The organism is Streptomyces niveiscabiei (assembly GCF_001419795.1).
Classification (GTDB): Bacteria; Actinomycetota; Actinomycetes; order Streptomycetales; family Streptomycetaceae; genus Streptomyces; species Streptomyces niveiscabiei.
On sequence record NZ_LIRL01000141.1, the window covers coordinates 1 to 21,998 of the forward strand.

Sequence of the window (21,998 nt, forward strand, 5' to 3'; positions counted from 1 at the left end):
GGTGTGCGGGGCGGGCAGGGTGACGGGCTCGCCCGGGGTGGGCCAGTGCAGCGGGACGCCGGCGGCGTCGAAGGTCTGCTGGACGTGGCCGCGGTCCTCGGTGTAGTGCGCCCAGCCCTCGGCGTGGATGGCCACCACGAGGGGGTCGCCGAGCAGGCGGCGGGCCTCGACGGCCTGGTCCGCGGTCAGCGACAGCCGTATGTCACCGAGTTCCTCGAAGCCGGCCGCGCCCAGGTGCAGNNCAGGTGCAGCAGCGCCACGTCGACGCGGTAGCGGCCGGCCAGGGCGCTCATCGCGTCGAGGTCGACAGTGTCGCCGGAGACGTACACGCTCGGCGTGGAGGCGTCGTCGGTGTGCAGGAGGAAGCCGGTGACCGGGCCGGTGATCGCCTCGGTGCCGATGGGGCCGTGGCGGGCGGGGACCGCGGTGATGTTCAGCGGTGTGCGGCCCGGCTTCCACAGGGTCCGGGTCTGCCAGGGCTCCAGGCCGACGGCCGCGCCCCCGAGATCCGTGGCACCGGCGACGGTGGTGAACACGTTCGAGGCATCGGAGGCCAGCGTGCGGCCGGCGGTGTCGAGGTTGTCCACATGTCCGGTGTGGCTGGCCAGGACGGCGTCGAGGGCGGGCAGTTGGGCGGGCTTCAGCGCCGGGTCGGTGGTCTTGCGCACCAGGACCGGGCCGTCCCGGTACTCGGTGCCGGCGGCGTCGAAGGTGGGGTCGGTCAGCAGCGTCCAGCCGGCCAGGTGGATCAGGGCGGTGGGGCCGCCGAGCACGGTCACGGTGTGCGCGGCGGGGGTCACGGCAACGTCGGTCACCACAGGGACTCCTTGACGATCGGGGGTTGGCTCACTCACTCTGGCTGAGTTACTTTCTCCTGGGAAGTACATACCTTCAGGTGAGGTGAGCACGTGCAGGAAAGCGCGCGGGGAAACGTCCGCAATCCCGCCTGCCCCGGCAGGCAGCTGTTCGACCTGGTCACCGCCCGGTGGGCCGCCCTGGTCCTCGTCGACCTCATGGACGGCCCGCAACGCTGGTCCGAACTGCGCCGGCGGGCCGGCGGCGTCAGCGACAAGATGCTCGCGCAGACCCTGCGCGACCTCGAAACCGGTGGACTGATCACCCGCACCGTCCTCGCCAGCCGCCCACCGACGGTGCAGTACGAACTGACCGACCTCGCCCACGGCGCCACCACCGCACTCCAACACCTCCAGAACTGGGCCGAAGAACACACCAGCGACTACGACCACCACCGGCGCGCCCACACCACTGACCCGAAGCCCTGAAAAGGGCCCGGATCGGACAGGCCGCGACGGTCCGTCAGACGGACGGGGCCGACGTGTCCGATCGCGGTCTTACCGAGCCAGTGATCTCGCGGCGCACCGACACGTGGCTCCCCTAGGCTGAGGCCGTGATGCGCCGATCAGGTCAGGTGGCCGCCCTCAGTGAGGTGGCCGACGTCATCGCCGCTCAGCGGCAGTCGCTGGCCGTGGCGGCTCTGGAGGCCATCCGGGCGGAGATTCCGCGCTACGCCGCCCTCACGGACGAATCGCTGCTGGCCGACGTGGTGACGCATGTGACGGAGGCTGTCGACGCGCTCAGCGTCAGCCTGGCCCATGGCCGGCCGGCCACGGACGAGGACGTGGCGTTCGTCCGCCCGCATGCCGCGCGGCGGGCCCGGCAGGGCGTACCCCTCGTTGATTTCATGCACGCGCTGCGCATCACGCACCGTGTGATGTGGGAGGCGATCGCAGACTGGGCGGTGCACAGAACCGGCGGGCGTGACGTCGCGCTGGAGGCGAGCGGACTGGTCATGGAGCTGATCAACCGGGGCAGTACGGTCGCGGCCCGGGCCTATCTGGACGAGGAGCAGTTCCTGGCCGTGGAGGGCGACCGGGCACGCCGGGACCTGCTCGAAGACCTGATCGCGGGGCGGGAGCCGGCACCGGGGCCACGGCTGACCGCGGCCACGAAGGCCGGGCTGCATCCCGACGCGCCGTGTGCCGTGCTGGTCGCGGTACCCGTGGCCCCCGTTGACGACGCGTACGGCCTCCGTTCCGCCGCGTCGCTTCTGGGGCAGGCCGCTGGCGACTCGGCTCGTGCGCTGACCGTGCTGCGGCAGGACGAGATCGTGATCGTGCGGGCGTTGCGCGACAGCGCCGCCGGCGTGCCCGGGGCACCCGTGCGGGCGGCCTGGCGGAACCTCGCCGACCAGGGGACACGGCTCGCGGTGGGCATGAGCACGCGGTACGACACCGTCATCGACCTGGGGAAGGCGTACCGCGAGGCCGTCTCCGCGCTGGGCACTCTGCCGCCGGAGGGCGGTGTCGTCTGCCTGTCGGATCTCAGCGTGCTCGACTATCTGACGCTCCGGGCGGACGAGACCGCCGCACGGATCGTGCCGACGGCGCTCCGCACCTTCGTGACCGAGGACTCCCGGTCGGGTGGCACCCTGATCAGGACGGTCGAGGAGTACGCGGCCAGCGATCTGAACGTGAAGGCCGCGGCTCAGCGGCTCGGTGTCCACATCAACACCGCGCATCACCGGCTGGCTCGTGTCGAGGAACGGACGGGGTGCGACCTGCGCAGGCTCGCCGACCTCCAGGAGCTGCTGATCGCGATCAAACTGTTCACCGCTGTGTGATCCAATCACCTCCGCAGGCGGAGGCCCGGTCTTCTCCTTCCACAGCGGTGTGATCCGATCACAGTGCAGCGACCGTTTTGTTGGGCGTCATGCCCGATGCCCTGCGCGCCGGGGATGCCTAGCGTTGCCGTCGTCGAACCCGCGCGCTCACGCCGCGCCGTTGCCGATGCCGCCGTAGGTGTGCGCGTCAGGCCTGTCGAGCGTGAGTTCCGGTACGAGCCGATCGACGGGAAATGATCCAGATGACCGACCCCGCCACCCTGTGTGATGCCTTCCAGCGCACGGCAGCCGTCGCGCCCGACACGGTGGCTCTGCGCACCGTGGGCGGGACCCGCACCGTCACCTGGCGGGCCCTCGCCGAGGACGTGCGCCTCCTGGCGGCCGGACTGGCCGCACTGGGAGTCAGGCGTGGGGACACCGTCGCGCTGATGATGACCAACCGGGTCGAGTTCTTCCCCGTCGACCTCGCGGCCCAGCATCTGGGCGCCGTCCCGTTCTCCGTCTACAACACGCTGCCGGCGGCCCAACTCGCCCATGTCCTGCGCAATTCCGGAAGCAGGGTGATGGTGTGCGAGAGGCAGTACCTTCCCGTCGTCCGGGAATCCGGCGTGGCCGTCGAGCACCTCGTCCTGGTGGACGGCGACGAGGCGGAAGGCACCCTCGGCCTGGAAACCCTCCGCGCCCGTGGCCGGGCGAACACCTCGTTCGACTTCGACGCGGCCTGGCGCGCCGTCCAGCCGGACGATGTGCTCACCCTGATCTACACCTCGGGAACGACCGGCCCTTCGAAAGGCGTGGAGATCACGCACGCCAACCTGCTCGCCCAGGCCGCGGGGGTGGCGCAGGTCCTGGACTTCCGCTTCGGCGACCGGACCACCTCCTACCTCCCTTCCGCCCATGTCGTCGACCGCTTCACCTGCCTGTACGCACAGGCGATCTTCGGTGTGCAGGTGACGGTGGTGCCCGACATCAAGGAGATCGGCACAGCGCTGCCGGACTGCCGGCCGACGATCTGGTGCGCCGTACCCCGAGTCTGGAACAAGATCAAGCAGGCCGTGCAGGTCGGCGTCGAGAGCGAGCCGGACGCGGCCCGACTGGAGGCCGGCCTCGAACGTACGCGCCTGCTACAGGCGGGCAAGCCGGTCGACGACGAGCTCGCCGCGGCCGATGCCGGAGCCCTGTCGGCCCTTCGCTCCCGTCTGGGGCTGGACCAGGTGCGGTGGGCGGTGACCGGCGCGGCACCCACGCCGGTCGCGACCCTGGAGTTCTTCGCCGCGCTCGGCGTCCCCGTCTGCGAGGGCTGGGGCATGTCCGAGCTGAGCTGCTTCGGTGCCGTCAGCCCGCCCGCGCGGGCACGGTTCGGCAGCATCGGCACGCTGCTGCCCGGCCTTCAGGCACGCCGGGCCGCCGACGGCGAACTCCTGGTACGAGGGCCGTCGGTGGCGAAGGGGTACCGCAACGATCCCGAGCGGACACGCGAAGCCTTCACCGAGGACGGCTGGTTCCGCACCGGCGACGTCATCGTCTCCGACGCGGACGGCTACCTGACCATCGTCGACCGCAAGAAGGACCTGATCATCAACGAAGGGGGCAAGAACATCTCGCCCGTCACGGTCGAGACGGCCCTCACCACCGCCAGTCCCCTGATCGGCACGGCTGTGGCCATCGGCGACAGCCGTCCCTACCTCACCGCGCTGCTCGTCCTGGACGCCGAGGCCGCGGCAGCCTTCGCCGCCGGGCACGGGCTGCGCCCGGACCCGCGCTCCCTCGCCCGCTCCCCCCTGCTGATCGCCGCCTTGAAGGCCGCCGTCGCCGAGGGCAACAGCCGGCTGGCACGGGTGGAGCAGGTCAAGCGCTTCCGGGTGATCCCCGCGTACTGGGACGCGACGAGCGACGAACTCACCGCCACCTTGAAGCTCAAGCGGCAGAAGGTCGCCGAGAAGTACGACGCGGACATCGCCGCGCTGTACGCCGACCCGATCCCCTCCGACACCCACGAGCCGGCCGCTGACCAGCCCGGCCCCATCCGCACGGACAAGAAAGAAAGCCAGGGGGTAAGCAAGCATGAAGTGGAAGCTCTCAGCCGACAGCGCTGAGCACACCCGGTCCCCGCGCGGCCCGGTCCGACGCCGACTGGCGATCTCCGGGGCTCTGATCCTCGCGGCGGGGTTCTGCGCCACGCCGGTCCACGCGGCGGGCACCGTGCGGTCCGGCCAGCCGGTCCGGTCCTGCGAGAGCCTCACCGATCTGCGCTTCGCGGACGGCACGACGGTCACCAGCGCCGCGCAGACCACCGCCGCTCCGGCGCTCTGCACCGTCGAGCTGCTGGTTCCGCAGAACATCCACATGCGGGTGTCACTGCCCGTCGACACCTGGAACGGGCGCTTCCAAGGGGTGGGAGGCGGCGGCTTCAACGGCTCCGTCCCGGACACGCAGACCGCGGCCAAGGCCGGTTACGCCGCAGCGGGTTCCGACTCCGGTCATACGGCCGACTCCGGCGACGCCTCCTGGGCCTGGTCCCCGAGCGGCATGAACACGTCCCTGATCAACGACTTCGTCTCGCGTGCGCTGCACGAGACGACCGTCAAGGGCAAGGCCGTCACGCAGGCGTTCTACGGCACGTCACCCAGGTACTCGTACTGGAACGGCTGCTCCAACGGCGGCAGGGAAGGTCTCCAGGAAGCGCAGGTCCAACCGCGCGACTACGACGGCATCCTGGCGGGTGCGCCGGCGATCCGGGCGGACCGGTTCCTCCCCGCCGCGATGTGGCCCCAGGTCGTGATGCGCGAGCTCGACGATTTCGTCCCCTCGTGCAAGTTCGACGCGATCGACCAGGCCGTCACCGCCGCGTGCGACAGCCGCGACGGCGTGACCGACGGCGTCATCACGGACCCCCGGACCTGCCGCTTCAACCCCACCTCGCTGGTCGGCACCGCGACCCCCTGCGGAACGATCACGGCCAAGGACGCGGCGGTGGTCAAGCGGATCTGGGACGGGCCTCGACGCCCGGACGGCACTCGCCTGTGGTACGGCATCCTGCCCGGCGCCTCGTTCACCAGACTCGCCGCCACCGCGAACGGCGACGGAGCCCCGACGCCCCTCGCGTCCAGCTGGTTCACGTACTGGCTCGCGAAGAACCCCTCCTTCGACTGGCACAGCCTGACCATGGCCGACTTCGCCGACCACTTCGACCAGTCCCGTCAGGAGTGGGGCCCCGTGGTCGGCACGGACAACCCGGACCTCGGCGCCTTCCGCGCCGCCGGCGGCAAACTGCTCCTCTGGCACGGCCTGGCCGACCAGCTGATCCCTCCGCAGGGAACGACCACCTACTACGAGCAGGTCACCGCCGCGATGGGCGGCCGGGCGAAGACTGAGCGGTTCGCCCGCCTCTTCACGGCCCCCGGCGTGGGCCACTGCCGAGGCGGCTCCGGCGCCGCCCCGGCCGACCCGCTCGCGGCCCTGGTGAAGTGGGTCGAACAGGGCAAGGCCCCCACCACGCTGCTCGCCGCGAACGGGTCCATGAGCCGGCCGCTGTGCCTGTGGCCCGGCGTCGCCCGCTACGACGGGCGCGGCAGCACGAACGACGCCGCCAACTTCCGCTGCACTGGCCGCCGGTGACGCGCTGAGCGTTTCGGCCGGCGCGGGCCGCTGGGGGATGACCGTGAAAGCGGTGACCTGCAACGACCGCCTTTCCCCCGTGGGCGTCGGTGATGATGCGCGGCGAGAGCGGCTCCAGCAGCCGGCGGGCTCCGGGTGGCGACAGCTGTCCCCGACGGATGTCCGGCCTCGACACCTCCGGCCCTCTGCTGCCGGGCCAGGCACCCGGCCGCCGGGGTCACCTGGTGTCGCTCACCCCCACCCCCTCCAGCGCCGCGCGCCCCGCTTCGAGGCGGGCGACGGGAATACGGAACGGGGAGCAGGACACGTAGTCGAGTCCGGCGCGGTGGAAGAAGTGGACGGACGCGGGGTCGCCGCCGTGTTCGCCGCAGACGCCGGTCTCCAGGCGGGCGTTGGCCGTGCGGCCGGCCTCGACGGCGAGTTGGACGAGCCGGCCGACACCGTCCTCGTCGATCGTCTCGAAGGGCGACTCGGCGAAGACGCCTTTCTCCAGGTAGAGGGGGAAGAAGGATGCCTCGGCGTCGTCGCGGGACAGTCCCCAGGTCGTCTGGGTGAGGTCGTTGGTGCCGAAGGAGAAGAAGTCGGCGTCCTCGGCGAGGCGTCCGGCGGTGAGTGCGGCGCGCGGGAGTTCGATCATCGTGCCGATGGGCAGGTCGAGGCGCTGGCCGGTCTCGGCGGCGACCTCGGCGAGGACGCGTCCGGTCTCGGCGCGGGCCAGCCGCAGTTCCTCGACCGTGCCGACGAGCGGGATCATGATCTCGGCCCGTGGCCGGCCGCCGTCGCGCAGCCTCCGCACGACGGCCTCGGCGACCGCCCGCACCTGCATGGCCATGAGGCCGGGTACGGCCAGTCCGAGGCGTACGCCGCGCAGGCCGAGCATCGGGTTCTGCTCGCTCATCCGCTCCACGGCGTCGAGGAGTTCACGGTCGTGGACGTCCGGGTGGGTGGCGGTCGCCAGCCGGACGGCGAGGGCGGTGCGGTCGGGGAGGAACTCGTGCAGCGGCGGGTCGAGGAGCCGGATCGTCACCGGCAGTCCGTCCATGGCCTTGAGGATGCCGGTGAAGTCGTCCCGCTGGAGCGGCAGCAGCGCGTCCAGCGCCCGCGCGCGAGCGGTGTCGTCGTCGCGGGCGAGGATCATCGCCTCGACGAGCGTGCGGCGCTCGCCGAGGAACATGTGCTCGGTGCGGCACAGTCCGATGCCCTGGGCTCCGAGCGCGCGGGCGCGCACGGCGTCCTCGGGGGTGTCGGCGTTGGCGCGCACCTGAAGGCGGCGTACGGCGTCGGCGTGGGCGAGGGTGCCGAGGACGGCCTCGGTGAGCGGTCCGCTCGCGGTGCCGGTCTCCAGGGCGCGTGCGACGTCGGAGTCGGTGAGCGGGAGCGCGCCGAGGTGGACGGTGCCGGCGGTGCCGTCGACGGAGAGGGTGTCGCCCTCGTGGACGACGGTCCCGGAGGCGGTGGTGGCGCGGCGGGCGACCGGGTCGACGGTGAGGGACTCGGCGCCGCACACGCAGACCTTGCCCATGCCGCGCGCGACGACGGCGGCGTGGCTGGTCTTGCCGCCGTGGCTGGTCACGACGGCCTCGGCGGCGATCATGCCGGGCAGGTCGTCGGGGGCGGTCTCGCGGCGCACCAGGACGGTCCGCTCGCCGGCGGCGGCCCGGCGCAGCGCCTCGGCGGAGTCGAAGACGGCGACCCCGACGGCCGCGCCGGGCGAGGCGGGGACGCCGTGCGCGAGGGGGACGGCGGTGGGGTCGGCCGCGAACCGGGGGAACATCAGCCGGGTGAGTTCCGCGCCGTCCACCCGGGCCAGGGCCTCGTCGGCGCTGATCGTCTGCTCCTCGCACAAGTCGTGGGCGACGCGGAACGCGGCTTCGGCGGTGCGTTTGCCGACCCGGGTCTGGAGGATCCACAGCCGGCCGCGCTCGACGGTGAACTCGACGTCGCACAGGTCGCGGTAGTGGTGCTCCAGCGTCCTCAGGTGTTCGGCGAGTTCGGCGTACGCGGGCGGGACGTGCGTGGCGAGGTCGGCGAGCGGGACGGTGTCGCGGTGGCCCGCGACGACGTCCTCGCCCTGCGCGTCGGGCAGGTAGTCGCCGTAGAGGCCGCGTTCGCCGGTGGCGGGGTCGCGGGTGAAGGCGACGCCGGTGCCGGAGTCGGGTCCGAGGTTGCCGAAGACCATCGCCTGGACGTTGACGGCGGTGCCGAGGTCGTCGGGGATGTGTTCGCGGCGCCGGTAGACGCGGGCGCGCTCGCCGTTCCAGGAGCCGAAGACGGCGCGGATCGCGCGGACCAGCTGCTCGCCGGGGTCCTGCGGGAACTCCTCGCCCGTCGCCTGGCGGATGATCGCCTTGAACTCCTCGACGAGGTCGGGGAGTTCGGCCGCGGTCGCCGTGTCGAACAGGGCGTCGTCCACGCCCATCACCGTGTGGCCGAACATCCGCACGAGCCGCCGGTAGGAGTCCCAGGCGAACCGCTCCCGGCCGGACACCTTGGCCAGGCCGGTGACCGAGGCGTCGTTGAGGCCGATGTCGAGGACGGTCTCCATCATCCCGGGCATCGAGAAGCGGGCACCGGAGCGCACGGACACCAGCAGCGGGTCCTCGGCGGCGCCCAGGGTGCGCCCCGCCGTCCGCTCCAGCGCGGCGAGCGCGCGGTCCACCTCGACGCCGAGGCCGTCGGGTTCCCGGCCGGTGGCCAGGTAGGCGGCGCACGCCTCGGTGGTGACGGTGAACCCGGGCGGGACGGGCAGCCCGAGCCGCGTCATCTCCGCGAGCCCGGCCCCCTTCCCGCCGAGGAGGGCGGCCATGGTCCGGTCGCCCTCGGCGAAGGTGCGGACGTACGTGGTCGGCTTGTCCATCGCGGTCGTTCCGCCTCTCGGTGCCGGGTGTCTGCCGGGCGACGAGCGCAAGGGGCGTCCCCGGTCCGCTCGTCCCCACCAGCGTCACGCGGCCCTGCCCGGCCGGGCAGGGCCGCCCGGGGCGCACCCGGGGGCCGATCGGCCCCCCCTGCGCCACCGTGCCCGGGTCATCGCCGTGGTCAGCCCTCGCGGTGTGCCGTGTAGACGGTCGCGGTCATCGGCGCCGTCACACGTCCCGCGCCGAGGCGCCGCGTCATGCTCCGCACGACGGCGTCCCGGACGGCCCGCGCGTCCTCACGGGCGTCCACGGTGGCGCTCACCGGCGTACCGGTGAGGAAGCCGGTGGCGACGGAAGCAGCCGACTCCGCGACACCGTGCAGGGTGACCTCCTCCGCGCCCGCCGGGGACAGGCCGGCGGCGGCGAGGTCCGCGGCGACGACCGCCGGATCGGCGTAACCGTGGGGGACATCGCGCAGGAACGCGGGCGCGCCGTCCGGCATCGCCTCTTCCAGGGCGGCCTGGAAGGCGGCCCCGAAGCCGTGCGAGGCCAGCGGGCCCCAGCTGTTGAACAGGAACCGTCCGCCCGGCGCGAGGACCCTGCGCACCTCGGCGCAGGCGGCGGGCCGGTCGGGGAAGAACATCACCCCGAACTGGCACACGACGAGGTCGAACTCCCCGTCCCCGAAGGGCAGCCGCTGGGCGTCCGCCCGCCGCCACACGGCCCCAGGCTCCCGTGCCGACCCGGCACTCACCATGGCCTCGTTGAGGTCGGTCGCCACCACCGGGACCCCGGGCAGCGCGGCGAGCAGCGCCGAGGTCAACGCCCCTGTCCCGGCGGCGAGTTCCAGGATCCTCCCGGGGCGCGCCGCCGCCGCACGCGCGGCCAGGTCCTCGGCGAAGGGCTCGAAGAAGACCGGCACCAGGTGGCGTTCGTAGGCGTCGGGCATGGCCCGCGTCCACCGCCGGTTCACGTCGTCTGCGTTCACCCGGCAGACACTAGCCACGCCGACGGCCCGTCACCGGGAAACCGCCGTGTCGGCGCCGCCGAACGCCCGTACGGCCGGGGCGCCCGCGCTTGAGGGGCCCCTGAGTCGGGGCCCCTCAAGGCGTCGGTCAGCGCTGAAGGGTCAGCAGCCCCGGCCGGTAGGGCAGCCGCTCGTACGGCGTGCCCTGCGGCGTCCTCGGGTCGTACCCCTGGTAGAGGAACTGGAGGTTGCAGGGGTCGACGGTCATGGTCTGGTCGGGGTTGTTGCGGACCAGGTCACCGTGGCTGATGTCGTTGGTCCAGGTGGCTCCGCTGTTGGCCTTGCCCGCGAAGGGGCTGCTCTCGCTGCCGGCCTGCTCGCTCCACGCGCCGTTCAGGTCGGTGGCGGTGAAGGAGCGGAAGTAGCGCCCGCCCGCCCCCATCGCCTCGACGATCATGAGGTACTGGTTCTGGCCCTGGACCTTGTAGACCTCGGGTGCCTCGAACAGCCGCTCCTTCGTGTCCCGCAGGACCGTCGTGTACGAGGAGCCGAAGCTGGCGGGGAAGTTGGCGAGCGGCATGGTCGACTTGTAGATGCTGCCGTTGTCGTCGGCGAAGAACAGGTACATGGTCTGGCCGTCGGCGATCAGCGTCGGGTCGATGGGGGCGCCGGTGGGGAGGCTGCCGGTGAACAGCGGCTGTGCGGCGGACCAGCTGTTGGGGTTGGTGGGGTCGCTGGAGGTGCGGTAGACGAAGGGCCAGGCGGTGCCCCAGCCGTTGGAGGCCAGCACCCAGATGTTCTTGGTGGAGAGGTAGAACAGCTTGGGCGCCACCGCGAGCTGGCTCATGGTGGTCTGGGTGGCCGTCGCCATGTCCGACCAGTTCGTGAAGGGGCTGAACCCCATCGAGTGCCACGATCCGTCGGAGCTGGTCCCGTAGACCAGGTGCTTGCCGTTGTACGTCGCGGTGGTGAAGTCCTTCAGCGAGAGCTGTCCGTTGCCCGGCTGCGCGAGCGGCCCGGTCGAGCTCCACCGGTACGCCGACGGAAGGGCGCAGCCGTTGCCCGTCCCGGACAGGCCGGTCCACTTCTGGTTGCTGCCACCGCTGCACGACCAGAGCTGGACGGCCGTGCCGTTGGCGGTTGCGGCGCCGCTGACGTCCAGGCACAGCCCGGACTGGACGGCGGTGATGGTGCCGTCGGCGTTCGCCCGCCACTGCTGGTTGGCGCCGCCGTGGCAGGTCCAGATCACCACGCGGGTCCCGGAGGTGGCCGTGCCCGGGACGTCCAGGCACTTGTTGCCGTACACGGTCAGCTGGCTGCTGTCCGTCAGGGTCCACTGCTGGTTGGCCGCGCCGGTGCAGTCCCAGATCTGGAGGTTCGTGCCGTCGGCCTGGGCGGCGCCGGGCACGTCGAGGCAGCGGCCGGCAGCGACTGCGCGTACGGCGCTGGTGGTGGCCGCGTGGGCCGGGGCGGCGACGAGCATCGCGGCCAGGGCGGCCAGTGCCGCGAGCGTGGCGGCGAGTGCGGCGGACAGGTGCGTGCGGCTGCGGAAACTGCGTCTGCGCATGAGGACCTCGTCATCCTTGACCAAGCGGCTCCGGCGAGCCCCACGCAGAGGCCGTCCGGGATGGCGTGTGGTGCACCTTCGGATCGTTCGAAATGTCGCACAAAGGTCGGAGTGTCGATCAATTGGATGATAGGGACGGGATGATCAACGTCAACACTTCTCACAGGATTCGCGAGCGGGAACGTCAACGGGCCTCAACCCGCCGCCGTCAGGCGCTCGCGCGGGCGACCAGGCGGGTCGGGAGGATCAGCGGGGTGGGGTCCTGGCCGTCGATCAGCGCGACGAGCATGCGGGCCGTCTCCCGCCCGAGAGCCGTGATGGGCTGGTGGACGGTGGTCAGCGGCGGGTCGGCGATCCGGGCCACGGCGAGGTCGTCGAACCCGACCACGGCGACGCCGTCGGGCACCAGGCGCCCCCTCTCGCGCAGAGTGCGCAGCGCCCCCGCCGCCATGTTGTCGTTGGCGGCGAACACGCTGTCCAGGCCGGGGTGTTCGGCGAGGAGGACGGCCATGGCGGCGGCGCCGCCGGGCTCGGTGAAGTCCCCCTCCACCGGGGGAAGCGGGGTCAGTCCCGCGGCGAGCATCGCGTCCCGGTAGCCGCGGTGACGGGCCCGCCCGGCCTCGGTGTCGAGGTGTCCGCAGATCACGGCGATCCGCGTCCGGCCGCGCGCGATCAGGTACTCGGTCGCCTCGCGGGCGCCACCGACGTTGTCGACGTCCACGTACCAGCGGGGGGCGGGCCCCACCGGACGTCCGCCGAACACGACGGGCAGCTCCGCCTCCTCCGCCATGCGCACCAGCGGGTCGCCCTCGCGCAGCGCCATCAGCATGACGCCGTCGACGCCACGGGAACGCAGCAGCGCCGCCACCCGTTCCCGGCCCCGCTCGGAGGCGGCCAGACACAGCATCAGATGCAGGTCCGCCTCCTCCAGCGCGGCCGACGCCCCCACGATCACCTGGGCGAAGAAGGGGTCCGCGAAGATCGACGGGTCCTCTCCCGAGACGACCAGGGCAGCCGCTCCCGTCTGCCGGGTGGCCAGGGCCCGGGCGCGCGGATTGGGGACGTAGCCCAGTTCTCTGACGGCCCGTTCGACCGCCTGGCGCTTGACGCGGCTGACGTACGGGGCGTCGTTGAGGACGCGGGAGGCCACGGAGCGGGAGACTCCCGCGAGTTCGGCCACGGCTTCGAGCGTCGGCCGGCGGCGGGCTCCGTCTGCTGCCATGGACCGTGGACCCCCTGTGTCTGGAAGCGCTTCCAGACACAGGACTGTAGATCCTTGCCTTCGCCGTGTGAAGGGCGGGTCGTACGGCTGCTCTTGACAGTCCCAACGGCTCCCCACACGATATCCACCACACCCGGAGGGCCTCGACACCCCTGGAACCGCTTCCACTTTGGGAGCGCTCCCACCCCCCGTCGCCGGTCGTTCGCGGTGTCGTCCCGCCGGAGTACTGCCGGAGAGCCGCCGGCACCGGGGGACGTGTACCGCCGCACCTCCTCACCGCGTCGCCCGTCCTGGACGAGGCCGGGCGACGCTCCCCCACCAGGAAACCGAGGTACACCGATGCGCCGAAAGCTCCGCGCCCTGACGGCGGCCCTGCTCGCCCTGCCGCTGGCGCTCGCCGTCGCTCCGTCCGGCCACGCGGCGGGCCCGGCCCTCAAGGCCAACGGGTTCTACGTGGACCCCAACTCCAGCGCGAAGCAGTGGGTCGCCGCCAACCCCAACGACGGCCGCGCCTCCGCCATCAACAACTCCCTCGCCAACACCCCCGCCGCCCGCTGGTTCGGTTCCTGGAGCGGGTCGATCGGCACCGCCGCGGGCTCGTACGCGGGGGCGGCGGCGAACGCGAACAAGCTGCCGATCATGGTCGCCTACAACGTCTACAACCGCGACTACTGCGGCGGCCACTCCGCGGGCGGGGCCTCCTCACCCTCCGCCTACGCCACCTGGATCTCCCAGTTCGCCGGCGGGATCGGCAGCCGCCAGGCCGTCGTGATCCTGGAACCGGACTCGCTCGGCGACTACGGCTGCATGAACCAGGCCCAGATCACCGAGCGCCAGAACATGCTGACCGGCGCGCTCTCCACGTTCAGCCGCCAGGCCCCCAATGCCTGGGTCTACCTCGACTCGGGCAACCCGGGCTGGACCGACGCGGCGACCATGGCCCAGCGCCTGCACAACGCCGGACTGCGCCAGGCCCACGGCTTCTCCCTCAACATCTCCAACTACTTCACCACCGCCGAGAACACCAACTACGGCAACGCCGTCAACCGTGAACTCAGCGCCCGCTACGGCTACACGAAGCCGTTCGTCGTCGACACCAGCCGCAACGGCAACGGCTCCAACGGCCAGTGGTGCAACCCCGCCGGCCGCAAGATCGGCACCCCCACCCAGATGGGCGGCGGCGCCGAGATGCTCCTGTGGATCAAGACCCCCGGCGAGTCCGACGGCAACTGCGGCGTGGGCAGCGGCTCCTCGGCCGGACAGTTCCTCCCCGAGGTCGCCTACAAGATGATCTACGGCTACTGACCGCAGACAGCCGTGGCCCGGCCCGCCCGCACCGCGCGACCGGGCCACGGCGCACCCTTGGTGTCTCGTGTTCGGCGTTCACGCGGTCGCGAGGTCTTGCAGGGCGTCGCGCTCCAGGGCCGCGGAGGCGGCGACGACGCCGCCCATGATGGCGCCGCTGACGCCGGCCGATGCCACGTCCTGGCCGGTGAGGAGGAGGCCCGGGATGTGGGTGTGGGCGCCGAGGCCACGCAGGGCGAACCGCTGCGGGGTGTGGGCGAGGGACATGAAGTCACCCCTCTCCCTGCCGAGGAAGTGGTTGAAGCTGAGCGGCGTGGCCAGTTCGGCGTGGTCGATGCGGCCCTCCAGCTGCGGGCAGAAGCGGAAGACCTGGCCGAGGAGTTCCTCGGTGAGCCTGCCCTTGAGGCGCTCGTAGTCGGCGCCCCGGCGCATCCACGCGCTTCCCGCGTACGGCTCGAACAACGACCAGGTGGTGAGCCCCGCGATGTCGATGGTGGTGCGCCCCGGGTAGCGGCTCTCCCACGACGGGTCCTTCACGGAGGGGAACGTGATGAAGTACGTCGGCATGGCGCGGTGTTCGGGGTCGGCCTCGAACGCGGCGATGTCGCCGTCGATGTCGGGTCCGGCGTGGGCCCAGATGTTGGCCGGGTCCAGGTCGAGCCGGTCACCGGATTCCCGGATGCCGATGTTCAGCATCACGTACGTCTGCGAAGGGCCGACGGCACGCAGGGAGTCGGCGAGCCGGGAGGCTTCGGGAGTCCGGTCGGGCAGGAGCCGGGTCAGGGTGTTGAGCGCCCCGGCGTCGCTGATGATCAGCGGTGCCCGGAAGCTCTTTCCGTCCGCCATGCGGACGCCGCGGGCCGATCCCTTGTCGTCCAGGACGACTTCCTCGACCTCCGCGGAGATCAGGACGGCCCCACCGGCGCCGGTGATCACGTCCGTGGCGGTCTCCGCGAGGCGTGCGGAGCCGCCGACGGGGTAGTTCGCGCCGTCGATGTAGTGGCGGATGAGCATGGCGTGCATGCCGAACGAGGCGCGTCCGGGGGCGAGGGAGTAGTCACCGTAGTGACCGCACAGGACCGCGCGGAGTTCCGCGTCGTCGGTGAGGTCGCTGAGGACCTCGGTGACCGTCCGGTCCGCGAGCGAGAGGAAGGGTGCGGCCAGGTCGTCGTGGAGGCTGTCGGCTGCGGCGTGCGGCAGGCTTCGGTGGGCGAGGTACGGGCGAGCCGCGCGGTTCGCGGTGTGGACCAGGTCGATGTACCGGTCGATGGCCCCGGACTCGCGGGGGAAGTACTCCTTCATCCGGTCCGCGAACCGCTGTACGCCCGACCTGTACTCGTACTCCCGGTCCGCGATGAAGACGCGGTTGTACACGTCCGGCATGGGGGCCCACTCCAGCTTGCCGCCGCTGATGTGGTCGAAGATCCGGCGCAGGCCGCTGGTGGGCCGGTGGACGTCGCCCATGTAGTGGAGCCCGGCGTCCCATTCGTATCCGGCCCGACGGAACGTCTGGGTGGCGCCGCCCGCCGTCGAGTGCTTCTCCAGTACGAGCACCTTCTGCCCCGTCCGGGCCAGGAAGGCGGCCGTGGTCAGGCCGCCGATGCCCGATCCGATGACGATCGCGTCCCATGCCTGGCCGGCCGTACTGCGGTGGTAGCTCTCACCGATGTTCACGTAGCACCCTCTCCATCTGACTTCTATAAACCGAAGTCAGCATAGGAGCGTGGATAGACTCGGGCAACACACCGGAGAGGGATACGTGAGCGACGAAACCGAAGCACCCGCCGATGCGCATCCGCAGCGGTGGCAGCGGGACGCGTGGGACATCGAACCCGACGCGATCAACCTCGCCCTGCGCTCCCTCAGCCCCCGGACCACGGGCGTGATCATCAGGGAGGCCTTCTACGGCACCCGCCGCTTCGACGACTTCGAGCGCCACTGCGGCATCAGCCCGAGCGTGCTGTCCGCCCGCCTCCGGGACCTCGTCGCCGACGGCATCCTGGAAAAGACCCGCTACCGGGCGGCCCCTGGCACCCGCGCACGCGACGAATACCGCCTCACCGACAAGGGCCGCGCCCTGCTACCCATCCTCATCGCCCTCAACGACTGGGCAGAGCAATGGATCGTCCCCGATGGCGCCTCCACGGTCTCCTTGCTCCACCACGACTGCGGCAGCCCCGTCCGGACCGTCGTCACCTGCGACTCCGGACACACCATCACCACCCCCGCCCAGGTCTCAGCGGGCCCGGGCCCCGGCGCGAAACCCACCCCCGAGCCCGACTCGCCGACAGAGCCGTCCTCACCGGGCTGAGGATTCACCGACGCACCGTCGCGCCGAGGTTCCCCGGCAGCGGTACACCGGTGTTGATGACCGGCTGGTCATGGGCCGCTTGGTCCGCGCCTCCTCCGGGTCGTGGTGGCGCTTCGATGCCGTGCGGTCAGCCGGTTACCGGCTGCCAGTGGTGTTTGTCGGTGGGGTGTCTGCCGCTGAGCCAGACCAGTGTTCCGCCGACGAGCCCTGGTCTGTCCCGGGTGGCGAGGGCTGGTGCTTCGAGCATGTCGGCGGTTTCCTCCAAGTAGGTGACGAGGGTGTCGAGTTCTTCGCCGGGGGGTTCGTTGTAGCGGGACCAGTGGCCCAGGTATCCGGTCGCGGCGTCGAGGTACAGGCCCGACGTGGTGTCGGCAGGGCCGAAGGCGACCACCGGGATCCGGGTGGGCGCCCATGCGGTGATCCGGTCCTCCTCGCCGAGGCCGGCGTTGTCGACGTCGAGCCCGGCCTGGATGTCCGTCTTCAGGCGGTGGACTTCGGCCACGGCGTCCACCGGCATCAGCGCGCGGTTGCCGGGCAGGCAGCCCCCGTCGTCCCCTGCGGTGAGCGTCCACAGGACGCGCAGTTCGACGGGCAGGCGGATGCCCAGTTCACCTTCCAGCGCGGCGAGGGTGCCGAGGCCGGCGCCGGGGCGCAGCGCGGCGTAGGAGTCGGGGGCATGGTCGCGGAGCCAGCCGGTGATACGCCGCCAGGCGTCGGCGACCTGTCGTGCGGTGGTCGCCTCGGCAACGAGGTCGGGGCGCTCTTCGGGTTCCTCCTCCTCAGGCTCGGGCTCGGGTTCGGGTTCGGGTTCGGCGGGGCGGGCCAGGGTCAGGAACCGGATCTGTATCCACTCGGGCTCGCGGATGTAGCCGATGGCCAGGGCCGGGCAGTCCTCGATCATGTCGTCCTCGATCCGCACGGTGAGGATTCCGGGCAGGCCGGAGGGATGCCCCAGGTCGGGATCGTCGACGAGTTGTCCCGCCACCGCCTTCAACGCGTAGGGGACACCGCCGCCGAGTCGGGTGGCGATGTCGTGTACGTCCTGGGGGATCTCGACGTCCACAGTCCTGTGCTCCTTGCCGGTCGGATGCCTGAGCGACACTCAGCACACCGTAGAACGTGGGGAGTTGAAAGCCTCAGCCCCGCCCCGGTGCCCCCGCGCGCAAGCCGTCCATGACGATGTCCAGCAGCCGGGTGGCCTGGGTGTGCCAGTCGCCGCTGATGTCGATCTGCCAGATGCCGGCGATGGCGCGCAGGAAGTCGCCGGCGGTCACGCCGGGGCGGATGGTGCCGGCCTCGTGGTTGGCGGCGAGCAGGTACTCGATCGACCCGAAGACCATCGCGTACCCGGACGGCTCCGCGCCCTCCGTCGCGCCGGCCGCCTGGCGCAGCGCGTCGGCCAGCCCGGTCTTGGCCATGATGAAGCGGGCGAGGCGGTCCATCCACACGCGAAGGGCGAGGTCGGGTTCCATCGTCTTCAGCAACTCGGCCGCGCCGTCGGTGAGTTGCCGCACCTCGTGCTGGTACGCCTCCAGGACGAGCGCCTCGCGGTTGGGGAAGTTGCGGTACAGGGTCCCCTGCCCGACGCCCGCCTTCTTGGCGATCGTGCTCAGCGGGACGTCAGCGGAGCGCGACAGTTCGACGAGCGCCACCTCCAGGATGCGTTCCCGGTTGCGCTGCGCGTCCGACCGCTGAGGCCCACCGGTCCTCGACTCCACTGCCCTTCCCCCCTGCTGGACGACTGTCCGCTTCCCCCTCCACCTTAACGCCCGCACGCGCGCTCAGTCACCGGCCGACGACACCCACCCCACCGCCCCGACCTCACCCACGAAACCGCAGCTCACACCACCCTTCGACGCCACCCGCACAGATCCCCCTTGCAACTTCGGATCTCTTGGGCGTACCTTCACCCTCGCAAGCAAAACGGACAACAGTCCGCTTCTGATCGAGGCGTCACCTGGACGACGACCACACCCCGCTGATGGTCGTCAACGTGAACGACCCCCACGAGCCGAAGCCTCCCGGCACCGGCCTCCGCCCACGAGAAGGCTGAGATGACCATCCGCGTTCTGCTCGCAGACGGCCAGGCCCTCGTCCGGTCCTGTCTGCGCCTGCTCCTCCAGTCCGAGCCGGACCTGGAGGTCGCCGGGGAGGCCGCGACGGGCGGCGAGGCGGTCGCCCTGGCCCGTGCCACCCGTGCCGACGTCGTCCTGATGGACGTCCGGATGCCCGGGGTGGACGGCATCGCCGCCACCCGCGCCATCACGGCTGACGAGCACCTCACGGGCGTACGGGTGCTGATCCTGACGGCGTTCGAGACCGAGGAGTACGTCGTCCGGGCGCTGCGTGCCGGGGCGGGCGGGTTTCTCGGCAGGGGCGTCGAGCCGGGCGCGCTCGTCGACGCCGTCCGGCTGGTCGCTCGCGGGGAGACGCCGCTGTCGCCTGTGGCGACCAAGGCCCTCATCACCCGCTACCTCGCTCTGCCGGAGCCCCCGAGCGCCCCGGTGCCGGAGCTGAGGGCGCTCACCGGACGGGAGAGCCAGGTGCTCGGCCTGGTGGCCGCCGGGCTCTCGAACCACGCCATCGGGGAGCGGCTCAGCGTCTCGCACCTGACCGCCAAGACTCACGTGAACCGCATCATGGCCAAGCTCGGCGTCCACGACCGCGCGCGACTCGTCGCGATCGCCTACCGGACCGGCTTCACCACTCCCCGCACCCGGGCGGCGTCGGGCGAGGAGAGCCGGGTGCAGCCGGGGACGGTGACGGGCTGACCGGGGCGGGACCACCGCGCGACGGTGACGGGCTGACCAGGGCGGGGCCATCACGCGACGGCGCTCACCGACCGGCCCGTGCCGCCCTGCCGCCTCCGCCCAGTACCCGCACCGAGACCCAACTCCCCGTCAGTTCCCAGCTTTCTCCCCGGGTTTCCCCTGCCTCACCGGTCAGAGTCGATGCGTGCGCGGCCCAAGGACCGGGCGCGTACCGGAGCCGCCCCCCATCGACCCTCACCTCCCGAGGAACCCATGACGCGGACATTCAGTGGAACGCGTACGGCCCGAACCCCCCAGCAGCACGCCCCGGACGTCACCCGCACGCCGACGGTCGAGGTCGTGATCCCTGTCCACAACGAGGAACGAGCGCTTCCGGGCTGTGTCCGGACCCTGCACGCGCGATTACGTGACGAGTTGCCCTACACCTGGCGGATCACGGTCGCGGACAACGCCAGCACGGACGCGACCCTCGCCGTGGCCCGCGAACTCGCCGAGGAGCTGCCCGGCGTCGGTGTCGTCCACCTCGACCGCAAGGGACGCGGGCTCGCGCTGCGTACCGTGTGGGGCGCGAGCGACGCGGAGATCGTCGTCTACATGGACGTCGACCTGTCGACCGGCCTCGACGGGCTCCTCCCCCTGATCGCCCCGCTCGCCAGCGGCCATTCCGACCTGGCGATCGGCAGCCGCCTGGCCTCCGGCGCGAGGACGGTGCGCGGCCCGCGCCGGGAACTGATCTCGCGCTGCTACAACGCGTTGATCAGGCTGACGCACGGCGCGCGTTTCAGCGACGCGCAGTGCGGGTTCAAGGCGGCCCGTACGGACGTCCTGCGCCCCTTGCTGTCGAGGGCCCGGGACGACGCCTGGTTCTTCGACACCGAGCTCCTCCTGCTGGCCGAGCACAACGGCCTGCGCATCCACGAGGTGCCGGTCGACTGGGTGGAGGACGTCGACACGCGGGTGGATGTCGTCCACACCGCTGCCGACGATCTGAGGGGCCTGTGGCGGATGGCCCGCCTCAAGGCGTCCGGCAAGGCCCGCGTCGCCGTCCCGGCCCGCCCGCGCCCGACCGCCGAACACCCGGACGCGGTCCTCGCCCCGCACCACGACCGGGCCCAACTCACCTGGCAGATCGCCTGTTTCGCGGTGATCGGCGTCGCCTCGACGGCGGGCCAGGCGCTCCTGTACTGGCTGCTGCGCGGCTGGTGGCCGCCGGCGGCGGCGAACTTCGTCTCCCTGCTGGTGCTGACGCTCCTCAACACGGAGGCGAACCGCCGGCTGACCTTCCGGCACTCCACGGCCGGCGCCGGCCGCGCCCACCTCGGTGCCGGTGTGCTGTTCATCGTCGGCTACCTCGCCACGTCGGGGGCCGTCCTCCTCTTCCGCGACGCCTCCCCCGACGCCTCGACCGGTGCCGAGACCCTCGTCCTCGCCGTCGCCTCGGTGCTGGTGACCGGCGTCCGCTTCCTGGTGCTGCGGCTGGCCGTGTTCCGCCGTACCGCCGGGGACCTCTGAGAGGAAGCCTTCCGTGACGCACACCACCGAGGTGACGTCGGGCCGCGCCGTACGGCTCCCCGTCACCGTCCGTGTCCTGCCGCGCCGGGCGGCCCCCGCCGCGCTCGCCGCGATCCTGCTCCTGTCCGCGCTGCTGTACGGCTGGGCGCTGGGCCCGCTCGGCTGGGGCAACGGCTACTACTCGGCCGCCGTGAAGTCGATGGGCGGCAGCTGGACGAACTTCCTGTTCGGCTCCTTCGACCCGGCCGGCGTCGTCACCGTCGACAAGCCGCCGGCGGCGCTGTGGCCGCAGGTCGTCAGCAGCAAGATCTTCGGGCTGCACGGCTGGGCGCTGATCCTGCCGCAGGTCCTGGAGGGCGTCGCCGCCGTGTTCGTCCTGCACCGGACGGTACGGCTCTGGGCGGGCGAGGGCACGGCGCTGCTCGCCGCGCTCGTGCTGGCCCTGACGCCCGTCACCGTGGCGATCAACCGGTACAACAACCCCGACACCCTGCTCGTGCTGTTCCTGGTCGGCGGCGCGTACGCGCTGACCCGGGCCGTCCGGTCGAACAGCACCGCGTGGCTGTGCGCGAGCGGATTCCTGGTCGGGTGCGGGTTCCTGACCAAGATGGCGGCGGCGTGGATGGTGCTGCCGGCGTTCGCGGCGGCGTGGCTGGTCGGCGCGGGCGGCCCCTGGCTGCGGCGGGTCCGGGCGCTGCTCGCCGCGGGCGCGGTGTGTGCCGTCTCCTCGCTGTGGTGGATCGCGGTGGTCGCCTGGTGGCCGGGGCGACGGCCGTACATCGGGGGCAGCGCCGACGGCGGGGCCTGGGAACTCGTCGTCGGGTACAACGGGCTCGGCCGGATCTTCGGGGAGAGCGCGGGCGGCAGCGGCGGGGCCGGGCTCAGCAGGGCGTTCAGGAGTCAGCCGGGGCCGCTCAGGCTGTTCAGCGAGCAGGTGGCCGGGCAGATCGGCTGGCTGCTCCCGGCGAGCGCCATTGCCCTGGCCGTCGCCGTGACCGGGGCGGTGCTGCGGCGGCGCGGCAGCGGTCCGGCCGGGAAGCGGCTGCCGGGGTCCGGGTGGGTGCTGTGGGGGGCCTGGCTGGTGGTATGCGGGCTGATGTTCTCCGTCCAGGAGGGAACGTTCCACGTCTACTACACGACCCAACTCGCGCCCGCCGTCGCCGCGTTGACGGCCGGTCTGGTCACGGCGCTGGTGCGGGCGCACCGGGCGGGGGCGCGGTGCGCCCGCA

At 71.9% G+C, this 21,998-nt stretch carries 16 protein-coding genes and 2 pseudogenes; 9 read left to right on the forward strand and 9 right to left on the reverse strand.

Annotation, left to right across the window (positions count from 1 at the left end; translation table 11 throughout):
• Window positions 1–240: pseudogene (locus tag AOK24_RS50345) on the reverse strand (MBL fold metallo-hydrolase); the annotation flags it as partial.
• 2 nt (window positions 241–242) lie between these two features.
• A pseudogene (locus tag AOK24_RS07655) lies at window positions 243–887 on the reverse strand (MBL fold metallo-hydrolase); the annotation flags it as partial.
• Window positions 888–908: 21 nt separating this feature from the next.
• On the opposite strand from AOK24_RS07655, the gene AOK24_RS07660 reads away from it, so the two are divergent.
• From AOK24_RS07660 to AOK24_RS07675, 4 genes are all read left to right on the forward strand, one after another.
• On the forward strand, window positions 909–1,283 hold the full coding sequence (locus tag AOK24_RS07660; RefSeq protein WP_055719289.1) for a winged helix-turn-helix transcriptional regulator: 375 nt from the start codon (window positions 909–911) through the stop codon (window positions 1,281–1,283).
• 146 nt (window positions 1,284–1,429) lie between these two features.
• Window positions 1,430–2,641 carry a PucR family transcriptional regulator gene (locus AOK24_RS07665; RefSeq protein WP_107103910.1) on the forward strand — a complete coding sequence of 404 codons (1,212 nt, stop codon included), beginning with the start codon at window positions 1,430–1,432 and terminating at the stop codon, window positions 2,639–2,641.
• 233 nt (window positions 2,642–2,874) lie between these two features.
• Window positions 2,875–4,737, forward strand: coding sequence for an AMP-binding protein (locus AOK24_RS07670; RefSeq protein ID WP_240553722.1), 1,863 nt, complete (start codon window positions 2,875–2,877; stop codon window positions 4,735–4,737).
• Window positions 4,706–6,259, forward strand: coding sequence for a tannase/feruloyl esterase family alpha/beta hydrolase (locus AOK24_RS07675; protein ID WP_055719290.1), 1,554 nt, complete (start codon window positions 4,706–4,708; stop codon window positions 6,257–6,259). Before AOK24_RS07670 ends, AOK24_RS07675 begins: the two co-directional genes overlap by 32 nt.
• Window positions 6,260–6,476: 217 nt before the next feature.
• Here AOK24_RS07675 and ppdK read toward each other — a convergent pair whose 3' ends face one another.
• From ppdK to AOK24_RS07695, 4 genes are all read right to left on the reverse strand, one after another.
• Window positions 6,477–9,116, reverse strand: a complete 2,640-nt coding sequence (ppdK, locus tag AOK24_RS07680) for a pyruvate, phosphate dikinase (protein ID WP_055719291.1) — start codon at window positions 9,114–9,116, stop codon at window positions 6,477–6,479.
• Window positions 9,117–9,295: 179 nt separating this feature from the next.
• Complete coding sequence (locus AOK24_RS07685) at window positions 9,296–10,063, reverse strand: class I SAM-dependent methyltransferase (protein ID WP_055719292.1); 768 nt, start codon at window positions 10,061–10,063, stop codon at window positions 9,296–9,298.
• Between the two features lie 166 nt (window positions 10,064–10,229).
• The gene (locus AOK24_RS07690) at window positions 10,230–11,648 is read right to left on the reverse strand and encodes a non-reducing end alpha-L-arabinofuranosidase family hydrolase (RefSeq protein WP_055719302.1); all 1,419 of its coding nucleotides are present in this window, start codon (window positions 11,646–11,648) and stop codon (window positions 10,230–10,232) included.
• A 208-nt stretch (window positions 11,649–11,856) separates the two neighbouring features.
• Window positions 11,857–12,870, reverse strand: coding sequence for a LacI family DNA-binding transcriptional regulator (locus tag AOK24_RS07695; RefSeq protein WP_055719293.1), 1,014 nt, complete (start codon window positions 12,868–12,870; stop codon window positions 11,857–11,859).
• Window positions 12,871–13,209: 339 nt separating this feature from the next.
• Between AOK24_RS07695 and AOK24_RS07700 the strand changes: the two genes are divergently transcribed.
• Complete coding sequence (locus AOK24_RS07700; RefSeq protein ID WP_055719294.1) at window positions 13,210–14,175, forward strand: glycoside hydrolase family 6 protein; 966 nt, start codon at window positions 13,210–13,212, stop codon at window positions 14,173–14,175.
• A 78-nt stretch (window positions 14,176–14,253) separates the two neighbouring features.
• Here the strand turns inward: AOK24_RS07700 and AOK24_RS07705 are convergent, their stop codons facing one another.
• Window positions 14,254–15,849, reverse strand: coding sequence for a phytoene desaturase family protein (locus tag AOK24_RS07705; protein ID WP_055719295.1), 1,596 nt, complete (start codon window positions 15,847–15,849; stop codon window positions 14,254–14,256).
• 85 nt (window positions 15,850–15,934) lie between these two features.
• Between AOK24_RS07705 and AOK24_RS07710 the strand changes: the two genes are divergently transcribed.
• Window positions 15,935–16,486 (forward strand): winged helix-turn-helix transcriptional regulator, encoded by a 552-nt coding sequence (locus AOK24_RS07710; RefSeq protein WP_055719296.1) that lies wholly within the window; start codon window positions 15,935–15,937, stop codon window positions 16,484–16,486.
• A gap of 127 nt (window positions 16,487–16,613) precedes the next feature.
• Here the strand turns inward: AOK24_RS07710 and AOK24_RS45500 are convergent, their stop codons facing one another.
• Entirely contained in the window at window positions 16,614–17,588 is a 975-nt protein-coding gene (locus AOK24_RS45500) for an SMI1/KNR4 family protein (RefSeq protein ID WP_240553724.1), read from the reverse strand.
• A 34-nt stretch (window positions 17,589–17,622) separates the two neighbouring features.
• Complete coding sequence (locus AOK24_RS07720; RefSeq protein ID WP_055719298.1) at window positions 17,623–18,204, reverse strand: TetR/AcrR family transcriptional regulator; 582 nt, start codon at window positions 18,202–18,204, stop codon at window positions 17,623–17,625.
• 336 nt (window positions 18,205–18,540) lie between these two features.
• Between AOK24_RS07720 and AOK24_RS07725 the strand changes: the two genes are divergently transcribed.
• From AOK24_RS07725 to AOK24_RS07735, 3 genes are all read left to right on the forward strand, one after another.
• A complete protein-coding gene (locus AOK24_RS07725) occupies window positions 18,541–19,257 on the forward strand; it encodes a response regulator (RefSeq protein ID WP_055719299.1) in 717 nt (238 codons plus the stop codon).
• 252 nt (window positions 19,258–19,509) lie between these two features.
• Entirely contained in the window at window positions 19,510–20,769 is a 1,260-nt protein-coding gene (locus AOK24_RS07730; RefSeq protein WP_055719300.1) for a bifunctional glycosyltransferase family 2/GtrA family protein, read from the forward strand.
• Window positions 20,770–20,782: 13 nt separating this feature from the next.
• On the forward strand, window positions 20,783–21,998 hold a 1,216-nt coding region (locus AOK24_RS07735), incomplete at its 3' end, for an ArnT family glycosyltransferase (protein WP_159051814.1).

Bases quoted from the DNA above. Each gene is read 5' to 3' on its own strand.
- AOK24_RS07670 (WP_240553722.1), top strand. From the start codon at position 2,875: ATGATCCAGATGACCGACCCCGCCACCCTGTGTGATGCCTTCCAGCGC.
- AOK24_RS07675 (WP_055719290.1), top strand. From the start codon at position 4,706: ATGAAGTGGAAGCTCTCAGCCGACAGCGCTGAGCACACCCGGTCCCCG.
- ppdK (WP_055719291.1), bottom strand. From the start codon at position 9,116: ATGGACAAGCCGACCACGTACGTCCGCACCTTCGCCGAGGGCGACCGG.
- AOK24_RS07685 (WP_055719292.1), bottom strand. From the start codon at position 10,063: ATGCCCGACGCCTACGAACGCCACCTGGTGCCGGTCTTCTTCGAGCCC.
- AOK24_RS07690 (WP_055719302.1), bottom strand. From the start codon at position 11,648: ATGCGCAGACGCAGTTTCCGCAGCCGCACGCACCTGTCCGCCGCACTC.
- AOK24_RS07695 (WP_055719293.1), bottom strand. From the start codon at position 12,870: ATGGCAGCAGACGGAGCCCGCCGCCGGCCGACGCTCGAAGCCGTGGCC.
- AOK24_RS07700 (WP_055719294.1), top strand. From the start codon at position 13,210: ATGCGCCGAAAGCTCCGCGCCCTGACGGCGGCCCTGCTCGCCCTGCCG.
- AOK24_RS07725 (WP_055719299.1), top strand. From the start codon at position 18,541: ATGACCATCCGCGTTCTGCTCGCAGACGGCCAGGCCCTCGTCCGGTCC.
- AOK24_RS07730 (WP_055719300.1), top strand. From the start codon at position 19,510: ATGACGCGGACATTCAGTGGAACGCGTACGGCCCGAACCCCCCAGCAG.